Source organism: Streptomyces subrutilus (genome assembly GCF_008704535.1).
In the GTDB taxonomy this organism is placed as follows: domain Bacteria; phylum Actinomycetota; class Actinomycetes; order Streptomycetales; family Streptomycetaceae; genus Streptomyces; species Streptomyces subrutilus.
The window spans coordinates 2647119-2663613 of the sequence record NZ_CP023701.1; the positions used below are offsets into that span (position 1 = coordinate 2647119).

15 protein-coding genes are annotated in these 16495 nt (G+C 74.5%); 4 read left to right on the plus strand and 11 right to left on the minus strand.

Going from position 1 to position 16495, the window contains the following annotated elements:
* Position 1 precedes the first annotated feature (1 nt).
* On the plus strand, positions 2-1237 hold the full coding sequence (locus CP968_RS11210) for a sensor histidine kinase (RefSeq protein ID WP_150521858.1): 1236 nt from the start codon (positions 2-4) through the stop codon (positions 1235-1237).
* Between the two features lie 34 nt (positions 1238-1271).
* Here CP968_RS11210 and CP968_RS11215 read toward each other — a convergent pair whose 3' ends face one another.
* The 3 genes from CP968_RS11215 to CP968_RS11225 are packed head-to-tail and all read right to left on the minus strand — an operon-like array spanning position 1272 to position 3224.
* The gene (locus CP968_RS11215) at positions 1272-1541 is read right to left on the minus strand and encodes a hypothetical protein (protein WP_150517876.1); all 270 of its coding nucleotides are present in this window, start codon (positions 1539-1541) and stop codon (positions 1272-1274) included.
* 10 nt (positions 1542-1551) lie between these two features.
* Complete coding sequence (locus CP968_RS11220) at positions 1552-2265, minus strand: TetR/AcrR family transcriptional regulator (protein WP_150517877.1); 714 nt, start codon at positions 2263-2265, stop codon at positions 1552-1554.
* A gap of 29 nt (positions 2266-2294) precedes the next feature.
* On the minus strand, positions 2295-3224 hold the full coding sequence (locus CP968_RS11225; protein ID WP_150517878.1) for an AurF N-oxygenase family protein: 930 nt from the start codon (positions 3222-3224) through the stop codon (positions 2295-2297).
* 169 nt (positions 3225-3393) lie between these two features.
* On the opposite strand from CP968_RS11225, the gene CP968_RS11230 reads away from it, so the two are divergent.
* Positions 3394-4503 (plus strand): ferritin-like domain-containing protein, encoded by a 1110-nt coding sequence (locus CP968_RS11230; protein ID WP_150517879.1) that lies wholly within the window; start codon positions 3394-3396, stop codon positions 4501-4503.
* A gap of 58 nt (positions 4504-4561) precedes the next feature.
* Here CP968_RS11230 and CP968_RS11235 read toward each other — a convergent pair whose 3' ends face one another.
* The gene (locus CP968_RS11235; protein WP_229886107.1) at positions 4562-6211 is read right to left on the minus strand and encodes a penicillin-binding transpeptidase domain-containing protein; all 1650 of its coding nucleotides are present in this window, start codon (positions 6209-6211) and stop codon (positions 4562-4564) included.
* Positions 6208-7572: an FtsW/RodA/SpoVE family cell cycle protein gene (locus CP968_RS11240; protein ID WP_150517880.1), complete on the minus strand. Its 1365-nt coding sequence runs from the start codon at positions 7570-7572 to the stop codon at positions 6208-6210. Before CP968_RS11240 ends, CP968_RS11235 begins: the two co-directional genes overlap by 4 nt.
* Positions 7573-7855: 283 nt before the next feature.
* On the opposite strand from CP968_RS11240, the gene CP968_RS11245 reads away from it, so the two are divergent.
* Positions 7856-9055 carry a C40 family peptidase gene (locus tag CP968_RS11245; RefSeq protein WP_150517881.1) on the plus strand — a complete coding sequence of 400 codons (1200 nt, stop codon included), beginning with the start codon at positions 7856-7858 and terminating at the stop codon, positions 9053-9055.
* Here CP968_RS11245 and CP968_RS11250 read toward each other — a convergent pair.
* Genes CP968_RS11250 through CP968_RS11270 form a run of 5 tightly spaced genes read right to left on the minus strand, consistent with a single transcriptional unit; the run spans position 8965 to position 14830 of the window.
* Positions 8965-10266, minus strand: coding sequence for a styrene monooxygenase/indole monooxygenase family protein (locus CP968_RS11250; protein WP_150517882.1), 1302 nt, complete (start codon positions 10264-10266; stop codon positions 8965-8967). The two genes, CP968_RS11245 and CP968_RS11250, sit on opposite strands and share 91 nt — an antisense overlap.
* Before the next feature lie 29 nt (positions 10267-10295).
* Positions 10296-10916 (minus strand): GTP-binding protein, encoded by a 621-nt coding sequence (locus CP968_RS11255; protein ID WP_150517883.1) that lies wholly within the window; start codon positions 10914-10916, stop codon positions 10296-10298.
* Positions 10897-11286, minus strand: coding sequence for a DUF742 domain-containing protein (locus CP968_RS11260; RefSeq protein ID WP_150517884.1), 390 nt, complete (start codon positions 11284-11286; stop codon positions 10897-10899). Before CP968_RS11260 ends, CP968_RS11255 begins: the two co-directional genes overlap by 20 nt.
* A complete protein-coding gene (locus CP968_RS11265; RefSeq protein ID WP_150517885.1) occupies positions 11283-11756 on the minus strand; it encodes a roadblock/LC7 domain-containing protein in 474 nt (157 codons plus the stop codon). The genes CP968_RS11260 and CP968_RS11265 overlap by 4 nt, the downstream gene beginning before the upstream one ends.
* Positions 11753-14830, minus strand: coding sequence for a sensor histidine kinase (locus CP968_RS11270; RefSeq protein ID WP_150517886.1), 3078 nt, complete (start codon positions 14828-14830; stop codon positions 11753-11755). Before CP968_RS11270 ends, CP968_RS11265 begins: the two co-directional genes overlap by 4 nt.
* Before the next feature lie 397 nt (positions 14831-15227).
* Between CP968_RS11270 and CP968_RS11280 the strand changes: the two genes are divergently transcribed.
* On the plus strand, positions 15228-16001 hold the full coding sequence (locus CP968_RS11280; protein ID WP_150517888.1) for a protein phosphatase 2C domain-containing protein: 774 nt from the start codon (positions 15228-15230) through the stop codon (positions 15999-16001).
* Positions 16002-16053: 52 nt separating this feature from the next.
* Here the strand turns inward: CP968_RS11280 and CP968_RS11285 are convergent, their stop codons facing one another.
* On the minus strand, positions 16054-16494 hold the full coding sequence (locus CP968_RS11285; RefSeq protein WP_229886105.1) for a MarR family winged helix-turn-helix transcriptional regulator: 441 nt from the start codon (positions 16492-16494) through the stop codon (positions 16054-16056).
* Position 16495: the final 1 nt, after the last annotated feature.

Below are 16495 nucleotides of genomic sequence, written 5' to 3' on the forward strand. Positions count from 1 at the left end.
GCTGCCCGCCCGGCCGCGCCTGCCCGCGTGGACGGCGACGCTCACCTGGAAGTCGGCGTGCTTCATCGTCGGGATGTGCTGCTCCCTGGCGGCCGTCGTGGGCGCGCTCGTCCACGTGGAGGTGACCCGGCAGACCGTGGCCACGGCCCGCGAGAAGGCCCTCGGAAAGCTGCACGACGTCTCGCGCGCCTACGAGGCCGGCGAGGAGCTGCCGCCCGAGTCCGGGCTGGACCCGGCCGGGCTGCCGCCGGGGCTGCGGGCGCTGGCCGTGTCCGGACAGCGCGGCACGGTCGTGGGCGACCACCACGGCCGGCCGGCGATGTGGGCGGCCGCGCCGGCGGACGGGCGGGCGCTGGCGACCGCGATCGACTACGGGCAGAGCGCGAGCACCATCAGCGGCCTGGACAAGGCGATCATCGGATCCTCGGTGCTGGCCATCGGGGGAACGCTGCTGGTGGGCGCCTTCGCGGTGACCCGGGTGACGCGGCGGCTGCACCAGACGGCGACGGTGGCCCGGCGGATCACGCAGGGCGACCTGGACGCCCGGGTGGACGATCCGCGGACGAAGGACCCCGCGGGCCGGCAGGACGAGGTCGCGATCGTCGCCGGGGCGCTGGACACGATGGCGGGGAGCCTGCAGGCGAAGCTGGAGAGCGAGCGGCGGTTCACGGCTGACGTGGCGCACGAGCTGCGCACGCCGCTGACCGGGCTCCAGGCGGCCTCGGAACTCCTGCCGGAGGGGCGGCCGACGGAGTTGGTGCGCGAGCGGGTGCGCACGATGCGCCAGCTGACGGAGGACCTGCTGGAGATCTCCCGGCTGGACTCGGGGAGCGAGGCGGTGGAGACCGACCTGCACCAGCTGGAGCGGCTGGTGCGGCGGGTGGTGCGGGCGTCGGGGACCGGGACGGAGGTGGTCGTCGTCCGCAACGCGCACGTGGAGACGGACCGGCGGCGCCTGGAGCGGGTCCTGGGGAACCTGGTGGCCAACGCGCACACGCACGGGCGGGCGCCGGTGGTGGTGACGGTGGACGGCCCGGTGGTGACCGTGCGCGACCACGGGGACGGCTTCCCGGACTACCTGGTGGCGCACGGTCCGCAGCGGTTCCGCAGCGGCGGCCGGGGGCACGGGCTGGGCCTGACCATCGCGGCGGGCCAGGCGGAGGCGATCGGCGCCCGGCTGGTGTTCACGGCCGCGCGGGACGGCGGGGCGCTGGCGGTCCTCACGCTCCCGTCCTGACCGGCCCCCGCCTGCGCGGCGGGGCCGGCGTGCGTCAGGCGCGGGGCGCCTTGGTCCAGGGCCAGCGGGGCCTGGGCTTGGTGCCGTCGGGGCGGAAGTCGTACTTCCAGCCCTTCTGGAGGCCCAGCCGCTTGGAGTACCCCGACGGGACCCGTTCGTAGAGCAGCACGGTGGGCGGGCCGCCGTCCGGGGCCGGGACGGGGATCTCGTACCACTTCGGGGGGTGGCCGGTCGGACCGAGGAGGACCGGCAGGACGCGGCCGTCCATCGGGCCGCCCTCGAAGGGGGTCGCTTGGCTTCTCACCCCACCAGTGTCACAGCAGGTGGGCGGCCCCGGAGACCACGGGCATCACCCGGCGGGCCAGCACCCCGACCGGGCCGTCCGCGGACTCCAGCGCCAGCGCGGCGCCGGCCGCGGCGGCCGTCTCGGGATCGGTGGCGGCGGTGGCGGCGAGCAGGGCGACGAACTGGTCGAGCAGCCAGTCCCGCAGGGAGGCGAGCTCCGGCTGCTTGCCCTCGTCGATCCAGATGAGGGAGGCGCCCTCGACCGCCGTGATCCAGGTGCGGACCATCATCCGCAGCCGCGGTCCGGGGGCGGGGACGCCGAGGTGCAGCAGGATCTGCTCGGCGGCCGCCCGGCGGATGCCGTCGACCGTGGCCGTCGTACGGGAGGTCCCGACCACGCTGCCGCCCCGGAGCAGGGCGGAGAATCCGGCGTCGTGCTCGTCGACGAAGGCCAGGTAGCGGTCGAGGACCCGGGAGAGCCGCCGGGTCAGCGGGCCCTCCTGGGGTTCGGCGAAGCACAGTTCGAGCACGTCCGCCGCCGAGCGCAGGGCGGCTTCGTAGAGCTGCTGCTTGCCTCCGGGGAAGTACCGGTAGACGAGCGGCCGGGAGACTCCGGCGGCCTCCGCGACGTCGTCCAGCGACACCTCCTCCGGTGCCCGGTGCGCGAACAGCGAGAGGGCGGCGTCGAGGAGCTGGGCCCGCCGCTCCTCGACGCCCAGTCTGCGGTAGGCGCGTACGGTCATGCCCGCAGGGTAACCCCGCGGTCGCGGCCTCAGGCCAGGAGTCCCGAGCTCTTCCAGAGCCTGCGGCCGACGCCGCGCAGGATGCCGATGTCGTCGAGGAAGTCGGTGAGCCGCTTGGCGCCGGACTGCATGACCTCGCGCCGGTGCCCGCTCGCCTTGACCTGGGCGACGGCCTCGTGGCGGTCCAGGCCCACGTTGTCGTAGACGGTCGGGTTCACGAAGGCCAGCGAGAAGACGCGGGCGGCCTCGCCGCAGCTGATCCGGGTGAGCTCCTGCTCCCAGCGGGGGGCGGTGAGCATCTGGCGGCGCAGTTCCTCGCGGGCGTAGCGGACGTGCCGGGCCTCCTCGATGACGTGGATGCGGGTCACGCCGCGGACCAGCGGCTGGATGCGCTCGTCCGGGAAGGTCAGGCGCTGCATCCAGTCGAGGATCTCCTCGCCGAGCAGGGTGCAGGCGAAGGAGCCGGGGGTGGTGGAGACGGTCTTGAGGATGCGGGCGAGGTTGTGGTTGGTCCGGGAGACCGGGTAGGCCGGGGCCCCGCCCTTCTCGATCATGCGGGCGAACATCATCGAGTGACGGCACTCGTCGGCTATCTCGGTGAGGGCGTAGCGGACGTGGTTGCTGGTCAGGGACTTGTCGTAGATGTGCCGGACCAGCAGCTGCATGAGGATGATCTCGAACCAGATGCCGAGCGAGCCGAGCGCCGCCGCCTCGTGGCGGGAGAGTTCGATGCGCTGCTCCTCGCCCATCTTCTTCCAGAGCGGGGTGTCGTAGAGGGAGAGCAGCTCGGGGGGCCAGTAGTACTTCCCCTCGATGGGCGGGGCGTCCCAGTCCAGTTCCCTGTCGGGGTCGAAGGAGTGCTTGGCCGAGGATTCGAGGAGCCGCTCGGCGATCTGCTCGCGGTCCTTGAGCAGGCCGAGAGCGTCCCTCAGGGCGGCTCGATCGGTCACCGTCGTCATGGCTTCGGACACCTCGTTCGTTGAGTTACCGGCGGTCACTGCTTATGAGACTGCTTGTCAGCAAGGCCGTCAATCCCCCGCGCACGACTTGTTGACCGCGCGTCTACCAACGTGTGACGCTGCCAACGGTCCGGTCCTGTACGGAAGTACGTGAGACGAGGGGGCGTCCGTGTCGACGCACGAGCTCTACACCCATGACCCGGCCGAGGACGTCTGGCAGGTTCCCGCCACCGGCTCGGCCCGCTTCAGCTGGGAGTACGACGGCGGCCGCGAACGGCTCCTCGCGCTCTACCAGAAGGGCAAGGACAAGCAGTGGGACGGTGCCAAGCGCATCGCGTGGGACATCGAGGTGGACCCGTACGACCCGCTCGGCACCCCGGACGACGTGCTGACCCTGTACGGGACGCGGCACTGGGCGAAGTTCACCGAGAAGGACAAGGGCGACCTGCGCCGGCACTACGCCGCCTGGCAGTTCAGCCAGTTCCTGCACGGCGAACAGGGCGCCATGGTGTGCGCGGCCCGGATCGTGGAGTCCGTGCCGGACCTGGACGCGAAGTTCTACTCGGCCACCCAGACGATGGACGAGGCCCGCCACGCGGAGATCTTCGGCCGCTTCCTGCACGAGAAGATCGGCATGCTCTACCCGGTCAACGACAGCCTGCGCGGGCTGCTCGGCGACACCCTGGGCGACTCCCGGTGGGACATGCCCTACCTGGGCATGCAGGTGCTGATCGAGGGCCTGGCCCTGGCGGCCTTCGGCATGATCCGCGACACCACGGACAAGCCGCTGCCGAAGCAGATCCTGGCCTACGTGATGCAGGACGAGGCCCGGCACGTGGCCTTCGGGCGGATGGCGCTGCGCGACTACTACAGGCAGCTGACGGACGCCGAGCGGCGCGAACGCGAGGAGTTCGTGATCGAGGGCTGCTACCTGATGCGCGACCGGCTGCGCGGGGTGGAGGTGCTGGAGAACTTCGGCATCCCGCGCCGGGAGGCGGAGGAGTTCACCGAGCAGTCGGAGTTCCTGCACCTGTTCCGCAGGCTGCTGTTCAGCCGGATCGTGCCGTGCGTGAAGGACATCGGGCTGTGGGGCGAACGGCTGCAGAAGGCGTACCTGGACATGGGCGTCTTCGAGATGGGCGACTCCAACCTGGACCTGCTGATGAGCCAGGACGAGGAGGTCGCCGAACGGCTGGACCGCGAACGCTTCGCGGCGGAGGAGGCCGCACGCGTCGCGGAGGTCCGCGACGCGATAGCCGAAGCCGAGGCCGAGGCCTGACACGGCACCCCGGCACGCCCCGCCAGCCGGTCCGCGGACCGGGCGCCCCGCGCTCCCGCTACCGCGGCCCGCCCCCCGGACCGGCCTCCGGCACGGGTGCGGCCGGCGCGGGCACCTCGCCCCGGGCCGGGGCCGGATCCTGCGGCCGTGCCGGATCCTGCGGCCGTGCCGGGCCCTGCGGGCGTGCCGGGCCGCGGGCGGCGGCGGGGCCCTCGGCCGGGTCCGGCGCCGGGGCGGCCGGGCCCGGGTCGGGGACCGGCAGGGCCGCCCGGATCACCGCCCGCGCGATCGGCGCGGCGGCCCCGTTGCCGCTGATGTCCCCCCGCACCGCCGACGCGTCCTCCACCACCACCGCCACCGCCACCCCCGGCAGCCCCGTGCCCTCCGCCTTCGCCCAGGCGATGAACCAGGCGTACGGGGTGCCCGCGTTGCCGACCCCGTGCTGCGCGGTGCCGGTCTTGCCGCCGACCACCAGCCCCGGAACCGCGGCGTTGCGGCCCGTACCGTTGTCCACCACCTTCACCATCAGCTCCTGCAGCCGCAGCGCGGTGGCCGGGGTCATGGCCCGACCGAGCGAACGCGGGGCGCCGCGCCGCACCGGCGAGCCGTCGTCCTGCGTGGTGCGGTCCACCAGGTAGGGGGCCTTCAGCTCGCCGCCGTTGGCGACGGCGGCCGCCACCATCGCCATCTGCAGCGGGGTCGCCTTGGTGTTGAACTGCCCGATCGAGGACAGGGCGAGCTGGTCCTGGCTCATGTCGGTGTCGAAGTTGGACCGGGACACCCACGACGGCACCCGCAAGCCGTCCTCGTTGAACCCGAACCGCCGGGCCGCCTCCACCATCCCCCGCAGCCCGACCCGGACCCCGATCTTCGCCATCACCGTGTTGCACGACCACTGCACCGCGTCCGCCATCGAGGCGTCCTGGCAGCCGGTGCCCGCGTTCGGCAGCAGCGTGCTGGTGCCGGGCAGCGGGTAGGGGTCCGGGGTCTCCGTCGGCGCGTCCACGTCGGTGACCGTGCCCGAGTCCAGGGCCGCCGCCGCCGTCACGATCTTGAAGGTGGAACCCGGCGGGTACGTCTCGCGCAGCGCCCGGTTGAGCATCGGCTTGGCCGGGTCCGCGTTCAGCCGCGCCCAGGCCGCCTCGGCCCTCGGGCCCGTACCGGAGAGCGTTCCCGGATCGTACGAGGGGCTGCTGACCAGCGCCAGGATCTTCCCCGTGGCCGGTTCCAGCGCCGCCACCGCCCCCCGCTTGCCCGCCAGTCCGGTGTACGCGGCCCGCTGCATCGCGGCGCGGATCGTGGTCGCCGCGTTCCCGCCGCCCGGGCGGCCGCGGGAGAGCTCGTACCAGAGGGGGAAGGCGGAGAGCCCCGGGTCGGTGCCGGACAGGACCGCGTCCTCGGCCCGCTCGACGAAGCTGGTCCCGTACGTCTGCGAGGAGTAGCCGGTGACCGGGGCGTAGAGCGGGCCGTTCGCGTAGGTCCGCTCGAAGCGCAGCACCTGGCCGCTGTCCCGGGAGCCGGTGACCGGCCGGTCGTCGACCAGGACGTCGCCGCGCGGCTCGGCGTACCGGGCGATGGCGGGGCGCTTGTTGGCCGGATTGGCCCCGTAGGCCGCGGCCTCCCAGACCTGCACCCGGCCGATGTTCACGAGCAGCGCGACGAGCAGCAGCGCGCAGAAGTACGCGCACCAGCGGATGTAGCGGATCACGCGGCGCTCTCCTGCGGTTCGGGTCTGCGGGCGCTGTCGCTGAGCCGGACCAGCAGGGCGACGATGATCCAGTTGGTGACGACGGAGGAGCCGCCCTGGGCCAGGAAGGGCATGGCCATGCCGGTCAGCGGGATCAGGCCGGTGACGCCGCCGGCGATCACGAACACCTGGAGCGCGACGATCGAGGCCAGGCCGGTGGCGAGCAGCCGGCCGAAGGGGTCGCGCAGCGCGAGCCCGGTGCGGAAGCCCCGGGAGACGAGGAGCCCGTAGAGCAGCAGGATCGCGGTGAGGCCGACGAGCCCGAGCTCCTCGCCTGCGGTGGCGAGGACGAAGTCGGACTTGGCGGCGAAGCCGATGAGGAAGGACTGCCCGTGGCCGAGCCCGGCTCCGAGGAGGCCGCCGGCGCCGAAGGAGAAGAGGGACTGGGCGAGCTGGCCGGGGCCCTCGCCGCGGTCGATGGAGGCGAAAGGATTCAGCCAGTCGTCCACGCGGCTGTTCACGTGCGGTTCGAGGGTGCCCACGGCGTACGCCCCCAGCCCGGCCAGGACCAGGCCGATCGCGATCCAGCCGATCCGTCCGGTGGCGGTGAAGAGCATGATCACGAAGAGGCCGAAGAAGAGCAGCGAGGTGCCGAGGTCGCGCTCCAGGACCAGCACGCCGACGCTGAGCAGCCAGATCGCCAGGATCGGTCCCAGGACCCGGCCGGGCAGCAGCCGCAGCCGCCAGAACAGCCTGCGGCCGGTGAGGGCGAGCGCGGTGCGGTTCGCGGCGAGGTAGGAGGCGAAGAAGACGGCGAGCAGGATCTTGGCGAACTCCCCGGGCTGGAAGGAGAGTCCGGCGAAGCGGATCCAGATGTGCGCGCCGTTGACCGCCGGGAAGAAGACGGGCACCAGCATCAGCACGAGGGCGGCGGCCACCGAGAGGTACGCGTAGCGCTGGAGCGTCCGGTGGTCGCGGAGCAGCACGACGGCGACGACGAAGAGGGCCGCGCCGAAGGCGGACCAGAGCAGTTGGTCGTCGGCGGTGAGGTGGGCCGGGGTGGTCGCGTCGAGGCGCTGGATGAGGACGAGTCCGAGCCCGTTGAGCAGGACGGCGATGGGCAGGACGACCGGGTCGGCGTACGGGGCCCGAAGCCGGACGGCGAGGTGCGCCAGCAGGGCGGCGCCGGCCAGTCCGCCGGCGTAGCGGGCGGAGCCGGCCGGGATGCGGCCGGTGGTGGCCAGGCCGACGTAGAGGTGGCCGAGGACGGAGATCAGGACCGCACCGGCCAGCAGCGTCAGCTCGACGCCCCGGCGCCGGGGGGCGTGGGCGTCGGGGGGCGGGGGCGCGGGTTCCGCCACCTGTGCCGTCAGGGCCGTCATGGGGGAAACGTAGCAAGCCGACTGATGGTATGTCCGCTTATGTCATAGTGTGCCGAAGAGTCGTCACAAACGGTCGGAAAGAGGCGCGCCCTCGGCGCGGCCGGTGCGCGCCCGTCCGGCCACCGCCGGCCACCGCCGGGCACGGCGGGGCACGACCGGGCACCACGGGGCATCACCGGGCACTCCCTACCGCCGCACGGGTGGCGCCGTACGGCCCCGCCGACCCCGTTGGGCGATTTGTCATACCGGGCGTGGCAGCATCGGGCGCCCCGGAGGTGATCCCATGTCGCATCGGCCGCTCCGTGCCGCCTGCCTCGCCGCACTGTTGCTCGCACTCGGCCCGCACACCGGCGCCGTCGCCGACCCGCTCCCCGAAGCCGAACCCGTCGGCGTGCTCCTGACCCGGCTGCAGGGGCTCTACCAGAAGGCCGAAGAGGCCGCCGAGGCGTACAAGGCCACCGAGTCCGCCCTCGGCAGCCGGCTCGACGAGGAGCGGCGGCTGGACGGCGAGCTGGGCCGGGCCCGCGGCGCGCTCGGCACCCAGCGGGCCCTCGCCGGACACCTGGCCCGCGAGCAGTACCAGGGCGCCCGGGGCTTCTCCCCGTACGCCCGGATGCTCCTGGCCCGCGACCCGCGCGCCCTCCTCGACCAGCGCCGCCTCGCCGCCCGCGAGGGCGCCCGCCGGGCCGCCGTACTGGCGCGGCTCGCGCGCGGCGAACGGCAGGCCGACGCCCTCGCCGCTCGGGCCCGCACCGCCCTGGACGCGCAGCGGACCCTGGCCGCCCGGCAGAAGCGGCAGAAGGAGGAGGTCGCGGCGCAGCTCAAGGAGGTGGAGCGGGTGCTGTCCTCGCTCTCGGCCGAGCAACTGGCCCGGGTGGACGCCAAGGAGGCGGCGCAGACGGCGGACGCGCAGCGCGCGCTGCTGGACTCCGGGCGGCTCCCGGCGCGCACCGGCGCGCCCACGGCCGCGGGCGGCGCCGCCCTGCGCTACGCGGCCGCCCAGATCGGCAAGCCGTACGTGTGGGGCGCCGAGGGGCCGGGCTCCTTCGACTGCTCCGGGCTGACCTCGCAGGCCTGGGCGCACGCGGGCCGGTCCATCCCGCGGACCAGCCAGGAGCAGTGGGCCGGCCTCCCCCGCGTGCCGCTGGACCGGCTGCGGCCGGGGGACCTCGTCGTGTACTTCCCCAAGGCGACCCACGTGGGGCTGTACGTCGGCGACGGCAAGGTCATCCAGGCCCCGCGCCCCGGGGCGCGGGTGAAGGTCTCGCCGATCGCGGCGAACCCGCTGCTGGGCGCGGTCCGGCCGGACCCCGACGGGGCCCCGCTGGACCGGTTCGTCCCCCCGCCGCTGCCGGAGGCGGCCGGTGCGCGGGGGGCGGAGGAGGACGCCGGCTACTCCGCCGAGGAGGCGCCGGAGGCCGCGCCGGACGGGTCGCCGGACGGGGCGTCCCCCGCCGACGAGGCCGTGACCTCGGCCAGGTAGTCGGCCGCGTCCTGCGGGTCGTAGAAGTAGGCGTCGAAGTCGGCCGGGTTGTCGAAGCCGTTGGCGAACCGGTTGGCCACCGGCGGCAGCTGCCCGGCCGCGCCGATCAGGTTCAGCACGTGCTCCGGCGGGACGCCGAGCATCGCGTTCGTCCACTGCGTCACCGGCTTGCCGCTGGTGAACCAGTACTTGTCGAAGGTCGCCTTCATCCAGGCCTCGTCGAACGGCTTGTCGCCGTGCATCAGGATCGAGGAGAGGTACGAGGCCGCGCACTTGGACGCCGAGTTCGAGCCCTGCCCGGTGATCGGGTCGTTGGCCACGACCACGTCCGCGACGCCCAGCACCAGGCCGCCGCCCGGCAGCCGGCCGACGGGGTTGCGGACCACCGGCGCGTAGCGGCCCGCGAGGGTCGCGTGCGCGTCCGTGAGCTCGACCTTCGTCGCCCGCGCGTACTCCCACGGGGTGAACCGCTCCATCAGCTCCAGCGTGAGCGCCAAGTGCTCCGAGGGGTCCTTGACGCCGGCGAAGGCGTCCACGGGACCGCCCGGGACGCCCTCCCAGAAGAGGATGTCCGCACGGCCCGAGGTGGTGAGGGTCGGCATCACGAACAGCTCGCCGACGCCCGGCACCAGGTTGCAGCGCACGGCTTCGGTGTCGGGGTGCTCGGGGCGCGGGCCGAGCCCGTGCACGTACGAGACGGCCAGCGCGCGCTGCGGGGCGTCGAAGACGGAGCGCGCGGCGTTGCGTTCGAACATGGACACCAGCTCGCCCTTGCCCGCGGCGACCAGCACCAGGTCGTAGGTGCGGGCGAAGAAGTCGAGGTCGGACACGGACGCGCCGTGGATGACCAGCTGCCCGCCGCGCTGCGCGAAGACGTCGAGCCAGCCCGCCATCTTCACGCGCTGGTCGACGGATTGCGCGAAGCCCCCCAGCCGGCCGAGCCAGTCGACGGCCCGGCCGCCGTCGGGGCCGGCGACGGAGACGCCCACGCCCTCGATCTTCGGCGCCTGCTGCTCCCAGAAGTTGATCTGCAGGTCCCGCTCGTGCCGCAGCGCGGTGTCGAACATGCATTGCGTGGACATCACCCGCCCGGTGCGGATCTCGTCCGCGGTCCGGTTGGACATGAGGGTGACCTCGTACCCCTTCGTCTGGAGGCCGAGGGCGAGCTGGAGACCGGACTGACCGGCTCCGACCACGAGTATCTTGCGCATGTCACGTTCTCGTTTCGCGTCTGTCGGTGCTATTCGGGAGTGCCGTCGAGGGCGTGCGCCACCAGCGTCAGCAGCGATTCGACCACCGTGCGGCGGCTGCGCGCGTCCATGATCACGACGGGCACGTGGGCCGGGACGCTGAGCGCCTCGCGCACGTCCTCGGGCTCGTACGAGCGGGTGCCCTCGAAGTGGTTGACGGCGACGGCGTACGGCAGCCCGCAGCTCTCGAAGTAGTCGAGGGCCGGGAAGGAGTCGCGCAGTCGGCGGGTGTCGGCCAGCACGATGCCGCCGATGGCCCCGCGCACGAGGTCGTCCCACATGAACCAGAAGCGCTCCTGGCCCGGGGTCCCGTAGACGTACAGCACGAGGTCGTCGTCGAGGGTGATGCGGCCGAAGTCCATCGCGACGGTGGTCGTGTGCTTGTCCGGGGTGGCGGACAGGTCGTCGGTGGGGAGGCTGGCCTCGGTCATCACCGCCTCGGTGCGCAGCGGCGTGATCTCGGAGACGGAGGAGACGAAGGTGGTCTTGCCGACGCCGAACCCGCCCGCGACCAGCACCTTGACGGCCACGGGCGCGCGCGAGCGGTCGTACTGCCAGGACTGTGCGGGTTCGTCGGCGATCACCGGCTGGTCAGAGACGGCGGAGCCCACTGAGCACCCTTTCGAGCAGCGCGCGTTCGGGCCGGCCGGTGCCGTGGCCCGTTCCGTACACGCGGATTCTTCCCTGGTCGGCGAGGTCGCTGACCAGGACGCGGACCACGCCGAGCGGCAGCTTCAGCAACGCGGCGATCTCGGCGATGGTGCGCATGCGGCGGCAGACCTCGACGATGGCCGGCATCTCGGGCATGCGGTCGGGCTTGCGCGGCTCCGCCGCCTTGGTGTCCAGGGCCGCGACGAAGGTCTCGACGAGCAGGACGTGCGTGAAGCGGGTGCGGCCGCCCGTCAGGGAGTACGGGCGGACGCGGGCGGGGCGGCGATCGGCTCCGCGTATCGGCAGCCGGTCGGAGGCCGGACTCCTCACGGGGTGTTCTCCATCGACTGGCGCAGCTCGCTGCGGACTTCGGGGGTCAGGACGTGGCCGGCGCGGCCGACGAACAGGGCCATGTGGTAGGCGACGACGCTCATGTCGCAGTCGGGCGTGGCGTGCACGCCCAGCAGGGAGCCGTCGCTGATGGCCATGACGAAGACGGAGCCGTGCTCCATCGCGACCATGGTCTGTTTCACCGAGCCGCCGTCCATGAGGGCGGCGGCGCCGGTGGTGAGGCTGCCCAGGCCGGAGACGATGGTCGCCAGATCGGCCGAGGCCCCGCGCGGACCCTTGGGGCGGTCCTGCGCGGCTTCCGCTCCCGGCTCGGAGGAGAGGAGCAGGAGCCCGTCCGAGGAGACCACGGCGACGGAGTTGACGCCGGGCACCTCCTCGACCAGGTCGGTCAGCAGCCACTGAAGGTTGCGGGCCTGGGTGCTCAGTCCGTACGTACTGGGCGCGGTCATGTGCGTGCCTCCTGTGCGGTGTCCCCCTGGTCGGTGTGCCCTTGCCCCCGGCCGTGCGTGTCGTCCTGATCCTGCCCGAGTTCGGCCGCGACGACCCGCCGCCCGTCCTGGGCGCCCTGGTAGAACCCGCCGAGCCGGCGGCGCAGTTCGTCGGCGTCGACGCGGCGCGCGGGCTCCGGCCGGGCCTCCTCCGGGCGGCCGGTGGAGACCGTGCGCGGGGTCCGCTTGGGCAGGCCCTTGTCGGTGACGGTCCCGGCCGGCTCCGCCGGGGCGGCGCCGGGGGCCGCGGGGTCGGCCGGATGGCCTCCCTGGCGGGGGAGCCGGTGGGCCTCGGCGGTGGCGTGCGCGGGTGCGTCCGGGGCCGGCCCGGGGTCCGGGGCGGCGGGCGCCGCCTCGGGGACGAGCCGGGCCAGCAGCTGCTCCTCGGGTGCGGGGGCCGGGGCGGGTACGGGCTCCGGGCCCGCGCCGGCGGTGAACACCTGCTCGGCCGGGGGCAGCTGCTCCGCCGGGGCGGCCGGGGCCCTGCGGGCCGGGAGCTCCGGGGCGGGCGCGACGGCCGGGGCCGGGACGGTGAACGTCGTGTCCGAACCGCGTACGGGGTCCGCTCCGTGGACGGGGGCCGGGGGCTCGGCGGCCGCGGCCCGGGCCGACAGCGGCAGCACGGCGGCGGTGGCCCCGGGCCGCGCGTCGGCCCGACCCGCGTCGGCGGCCCCGGCCGTATCGGCGGCCCCGGCCCCGGCGGCCGCGGTGCCCTCGGTGGACGCGGTGTCGTCGGCGGCCGCGGTGTGCTCGGCGGCGGTGTCCGCGGCGGCCCACGAGGGCGCGGTGACGGCCGGCTCCGCGGGCGCGGGCGCGGGCACGGGGTCGGCGGGCGCGGGGTCGGCCGCCGCCCAGGTCTGCGCGGTCCCGTCCGGTGCCTCCGCCGGGGCCGGCGGGACGGTGCCGCGGGTCCGGGCGGGCAGGGTGTTGCCGTTGGCCTCCGCGATCATGCCCGGGAGGTGCAGGGCGGCCGCGCCCGCGCCCGGGACGCCGAGGGTGTGGACGGTGGAGGTGGGCGGGGTCGCCGGGAGCAGCGCCGCCGGGACGACCACGAGGGCCTCGGTGCCGCCGTCGCGCGGGGCCCGCAGCTCGGCGGTGACCCCGTGCCGGGCGGCGAGCCGTCCGGCGACGTACAGGCCGAGGCCCAGGCCGTGTTCCGCCTCGGGCTCCTCGTCGTACGCCTCGGGCGAGGACAGCCGGGCGTTCAGCGCTTCCAGCCGGTCCTCGGTGACCCCGATCCCCGCGTCCACGACGGACAGCACCGCGTCGCCGGAGTCCAGCAGCCAGCCGGAGACCTTCACCTTGACGTCGGGCGGCGAGAAGGTGGTCGCGTTCTCCAGGAGTTCGGCCAGGACGTGCGAGATGTCGTCGGCGGCGTGCCCCGCGACCTGGGTGTAGGAGGGGAGCGCCGCGAGGTCGACCCGCTCGTAGCGCTCGATCTCGCTGACGGCGGCCCGCATGACGTCGACGAGCGGGACCGGGTGGCCCTGCCCGTGTCCGTGCTCCTGGCCGGCGAGGACCAGGAGGTTCTCGTTGTGGCGGCGCATGACGGTCGCCAGGTGGTCGAGCTTGAAGAGGGTGGCCAGCCGGTCCGGGTCCTGCTCCTTGGACTCCAGCTCCTCGATGACGGCGAGCTGGCGCTCCACCAGGCCGAGGGTGCGCAGGGACAGCGAGACGGAGGTCGTCGACATGATGCGCCGGTGCTCCTCCAGCCCGCCGCGCAGCTTGGACAGCTCCTCCTCCAGCACCTCGCGGCTGCCGGTCAGCGCCTCGTTGCGGCCGATGATCCGGCGCCGGTCGGCGTCGAGCCCGGCGATCCGGGTGTGCAGCGAGACGGTCTGGTCGCGGACCGCGTTCAGGTGGCGCACGACCTCGGCGAACTCGTCGTTGCGGCCGGTGAACCGGACCGGCTCCACCGAGCCCTCCGGGGTCGCGAGGCGGGCCGCGCCGCGGCGCAGTACGGACAGCGGGCGGGTGAGCGAGCGGGCCACGGCGGTGGAGACGCCGACGGTGAGCAGGAACAGCACGCCGAGCAGCGCGATCACGGTTTCGAGCCGGGTCACGTCCTCGTCGCGCAGGGTGGCGAGGGCGGTGGCCCGCTGGCCGGCGAGGGTGGACTCCACGGACCGCATGCGGTCGATGCGGGCGGTGAGCGCGGAGCCGACGGCGGCCGCGTCGGTCTTGCGGTCGGCCGTGGTCAGCGTGGGCCGGTCGGTGAGGCGCTTGAGGTAGTCGTCGGCGGACTTGACCTCGGGGCCGGTGACGGTGGCGGCGAGGGTCTGGCGGACGTCGGGGCGGGCGGAGCGCGCGAAGTCCTCCAGGGCGCCCTGTTCCCGTACGCGGGCCCGCTGGGCGGCGGCGGTCAGCTCGTCGGTGACGGCGGTGGAGCCGGAGGTCTGCTCGCCGCGGGCGACGGGCACGGACAGGGCGGCGACCAGCAGGCCGCGGGTGGCCGAGGCCTGCTCCACGGCCTGGCCCAGCGGGGCCAGGGGGCGGGTGGTGGCGAGGGCGTCGGTGGCGCGCGGCGGGGTGAGCTCGGCGAGGCGGTCGCCGGGGGCGAGGAGTTCGGCGATGAGCGCGGCGTAGGCCTGGTGGGCCGCGAGGGGGCCGCCCTTGCCGCCGACGGCCTCGTCGCGGACGGTCTGCAGCCGGCCCAGGGCGCGGGCGGTCTCCTCGTCGGCCTCGGCCCGGACGTCGGCGAGCTGCCGGTCGGTGCGCGCGGTGCGCTCGTCGACGGCGGACCGGCCGGAGCCGGGGCGGCCCTTGGCGGCGTACTCGGCGACGGCGTCGCGCTCGTCGCCGAGGAGGTGCGCGAGGGTGAGGGTCTGCCGGGTCTGTTCCGCGAGGGTGACCAGGCTCTGGGAGTCGTTCAGTTCCCTCGACGCGGAGACGACGGCTGGGGCGCCGGCCGCGAGGACGGTGAGGCCGGCGACGGCGACGCCGACGACCAGCCTGCGGCGCACGCGGACGCGGCGTCCTGCGGGGGCCGGGCCGTCGAGGGCGGTGCCGTTCTTCCGAGACCGCTTCTTCTGCACCGGTGCTCGCAATCCTGTACGTGTGCTCGTGCTCGTCTACTCGTGTGGCCGAGGTAACGGCCGGTCAACAAGTAAACGCCCCCCGCCCCCTCGTACCGCCACAGACCTTTGCAGTGTGTTGGGGAGAGAGCCGCACATCGCCCACCCGGCCACTCGAACGAGTGAACATCACGGATGAGTTGGCGACCAACTCGGGGACCCGGCGTCAGAGCGCGCCCGTGGACAGGCGGTTGAAAGATCGACGGAGGCTTTGGCAGGATGCCCGCCCACACCCCGGCCCGGCGCCGCGAGCGGGTCCGGCGGGCCCGGGGAGCGCCGGGGAGCGGCCCGCGCGGCGCCGGCCGCCCGGTACGGGCCGGACCCTGCGCGACGGGTTCCCGGCGGGCAGTATGTCCGTATGCGCATCGACCTCGCCTCGGCCCCGGGCGACCCGGAACGCCCCAATGAGGACTGGCTGTCGGCCGCCGTCCCGGCTTCGGGCGGCGGCGTCCTGGTCGCCCTGGACGGGGTGACCCCGCCGGCCGGCGCGGACGGCTGCGTGCACGGGGTGCCGTGGTTCACGGCGCGGCTCGGCGGCCGATTGACCGAACTGTCCGGTTCGCGGCGGGACATGCCGCTGGACCGCGTTCTGGCGGAGGCGGTCCGCGCCACCGCCGACGACCACCGCGACACCTGTGACCTTTCTCACGTCCGCACGCCGCAGGCGACCGTGGTCGTGGTCCGCTGGGACGGGGCGTACGTGGAGCACCTGGTGCTCTCGGACTCGGTGCTGCTGATCGAGGCGCCGGACGGCGCGGTGACGGCGGTGCTCGACGACCGGCTCGACCGGGTGCCGCGGGAGGTGCTGCGCTCGGTGGCGGCCACGGACGCGCTGCGCAACGCGGAGGGCGGCTTCTTCACGGCGGCGGCCGATCCGGCGGTGGCGGCCCGGGCGGTGACGGGGCGCACCCCGCGCGGGCGGGTGCGGGCGGTGGCCGCGCTGACGGACGGGGCGAGCAGGTGGACGGACACGTTCGGGGAGGGCGACTGGGCGCAGTGCCTGGCGGTGCTGCGCAAGGAGGGCGCGGAGGGCCTGATCGGCCGGGTCCGCGCCGTCGAGTCCGACCCGGCGCGCGCCGCGGCCCGCCACAAGCGCCACGACGACGCCTCGGCGGCGTACGCGGAGCTGTAGGGGGGCTTGCGGGCGCGGGGCGGGAGACGGGGGCGGAGGGGACAGGGGCGGTCTACTCCACGCCCGCGTTGAGCTGGTTGAGCAGGCGGGCCAGTTCCGCCACCTCGCCGCGGTCCCAGTCGGCGAGCTTGCGCATGTACTGCTCCCGCCGGGCGTCGCGGACCCGCAGGAAGCGGTGGCGGCCCTCGTCGGTGAGGCCGACGAGGAAGGCCCGCCCGTCGGCGGGGTCCGGTTCGCGGGCGACCAGGCCCAGCTCCTCCAGGGCCCGCAGCTGCCGGCTCATGGTGGCCTTGCCGACGCCGAAGTAGGCGGCGAGTTCGGTGGCGCGCTGGTGTCCGGCGGCCTCCAGCCGGGTCAGGAGCCCGTACGCGGCAGGCTCCAGCTCGGGGTGGAGGGCGCGCGCCATCTCGCCGGAGGAGGCGCGGGCGCGCCGGAGGAAGACGGACAGCTCCCGCTCCAGGGCAAGGAACTCCTGGTCTTCGCTCCCGTGCACG

Bases quoted from the DNA above. Each gene is read 5' to 3' on its own strand.
- CP968_RS11220 (WP_150517877.1), bottom strand. From the start codon at position 2,265: ATGACCGTACGCGCCTACCGCAGACTGGGCGTCGAGGAGCGGCGGGCC.
- CP968_RS11225 (WP_150517878.1), bottom strand. From the start codon at position 3,224: ATGACGACGGTGACCGATCGAGCCGCCCTGAGGGACGCTCTCGGCCTG.
- CP968_RS11240 (WP_150517880.1), bottom strand. From the start codon at position 7,572: ATGACGGCCCTGACGGCACAGGTGGCGGAACCCGCGCCCCCGCCCCCC.
- CP968_RS11245 (WP_150517881.1), top strand. From the start codon at position 7,856: ATGTCGCATCGGCCGCTCCGTGCCGCCTGCCTCGCCGCACTGTTGCTC.
- CP968_RS11250 (WP_150517882.1), bottom strand. From the start codon at position 10,266: ATGCGCAAGATACTCGTGGTCGGAGCCGGTCAGTCCGGTCTCCAGCTC.
- CP968_RS11265 (WP_150517885.1), bottom strand. From the start codon at position 11,756: ATGACCGCGCCCAGTACGTACGGACTGAGCACCCAGGCCCGCAACCTT.
- CP968_RS11280 (WP_150517888.1), top strand. From the start codon at position 15,228: ATGCGCATCGACCTCGCCTCGGCCCCGGGCGACCCGGAACGCCCCAAT.